This is a genomic window from Paracoccus sp. S4493 (genome assembly GCF_000967735.1).
Classification (GTDB): Bacteria; Pseudomonadota; Alphaproteobacteria; order Rhodobacterales; family Rhodobacteraceae; genus Paracoccus; species Paracoccus marcusii.
On sequence record NZ_JXYF01000388.1, the window covers coordinates 1 to 1,238 of the forward strand.

At 53.6% G+C, this 1,238-nt stretch carries 1 protein-coding gene and 1 pseudogene; both read right to left on the reverse strand.

From position 1 onward, the window contains the following. Positions 1 to 472: 472 nt before the first annotated feature. Entirely contained in the window at positions 473 to 901 is a 429-nt protein-coding gene (locus TW83_RS17905; protein ID WP_045984147.1) for a hypothetical protein, read from the reverse strand. Positions 902 to 1,037: 136 nt separating this feature from the next. Next, positions 1,038 to 1,238, reverse strand: a pseudogene (locus tag TW83_RS21450) (hypothetical protein); the annotation flags it as partial.

Sequence of the window (1,238 nt, forward strand, 5' to 3'; positions counted from 1 at the left end):
AGCGACAGAGATTTATGCTTTACTTGCCCACATTGCGCGCGCGCCCTGCGTCAGCGGTCCCGCCCGTGAGGGACGAGATGGGCGGGGCAGGGCGCCCAGGACCGGTGTGCGGGGGGATGGCTCGGGACGAGACATTCACCCGTGCAGCGCAGCCGGGCGCATCGCCCCGACCAGCTCGGGTGGAGGCCGGTCTTGCCGGCCGGAACCGGGGACGCGGCCCGAAGGGGACGCCCGGATTGGTCAGAGGAACAGCGCAGAAATCTGCAACAGCATGCCAAATCCAATAAGCATCAGGATGACGTGCCAGAAGCTCCCTTCCGATTTTTCCTTCGTGGGATAACAAACCTCGTTCCTAATTATTCCACAAAACTCACAATGCGAAAGTGAATCAGATGTCGAGGCACATAAAGGACAACAGTATTCCATGATAATCTCGCTTTTTATTGGTTATCTTTTACTCTGAAACCAACTTTCAGTAACGACTATTCTGCTTACTTAATTTGACGCGTTTGCCAGTGCCGGTTGGAGCGATCTTCAACCGCAACCCTGCGCCGATGATGAAGCTCCTGAGAATATCCGGTTGTATCTGCGCGGCCTCATTCAGCATCTCCGCCAGGATGCCTTTATTTTTCTCGGCTTCACGTTGGAAGATCCGCCGGTAATCCCTGCTATCGAGATAGAGGTTGAAGATTTCATAGTCGATGTTCTTGGCGCATGAGACCATGTAGGCAGCGATATAGGGGATGCCTTTCTCGACCATGTAGTTCCGAGGCAGGCCATTGTCCCGAATGAAGTCGAGGCAGAAGTTCTCTGCGCCCGTGATTGCAAGCCTCATCTCATCATCGCCATCGGAGAGACCGCCTACAGAGTTTATGGCAACAGCCCATTGAAAATGGTTCATCCTCGTAGCCTTTCAGTCCTCAACCAAACAATATAAATCTGACGCCGCTTAAGAAATGCTTCCATTTACTCTAGCCTTTTGTTCATTCGGAAACCGATAAACAAATGACCTGATAAGAAACCGCCGTGCCGTGCGATTATTTTGACTTGCCTGGGATACCAGGCAAGTCAAATTCTTCGGGTGCCCACAGCCACGGCGGATAGACGCCATTGGCGGCGATCTTTTTCAGGTCGTCATACGCCTCCTCTGTCATGTCGTGATTGGGGGCGAACATGGCGACAGGCGTTCCGGTATCCAGCAGCAGGGCATTGGCGACAGGGGCTGTGGCCGACAGGTT

Coding starts and splice junctions, on each gene's coding strand:
- TW83_RS17905 (WP_045984147.1), bottom strand. CDS start 901: ATGAACCATTTTCAATGGGCTGTTGCCATAAACTCTGTAGGCGGTCTC.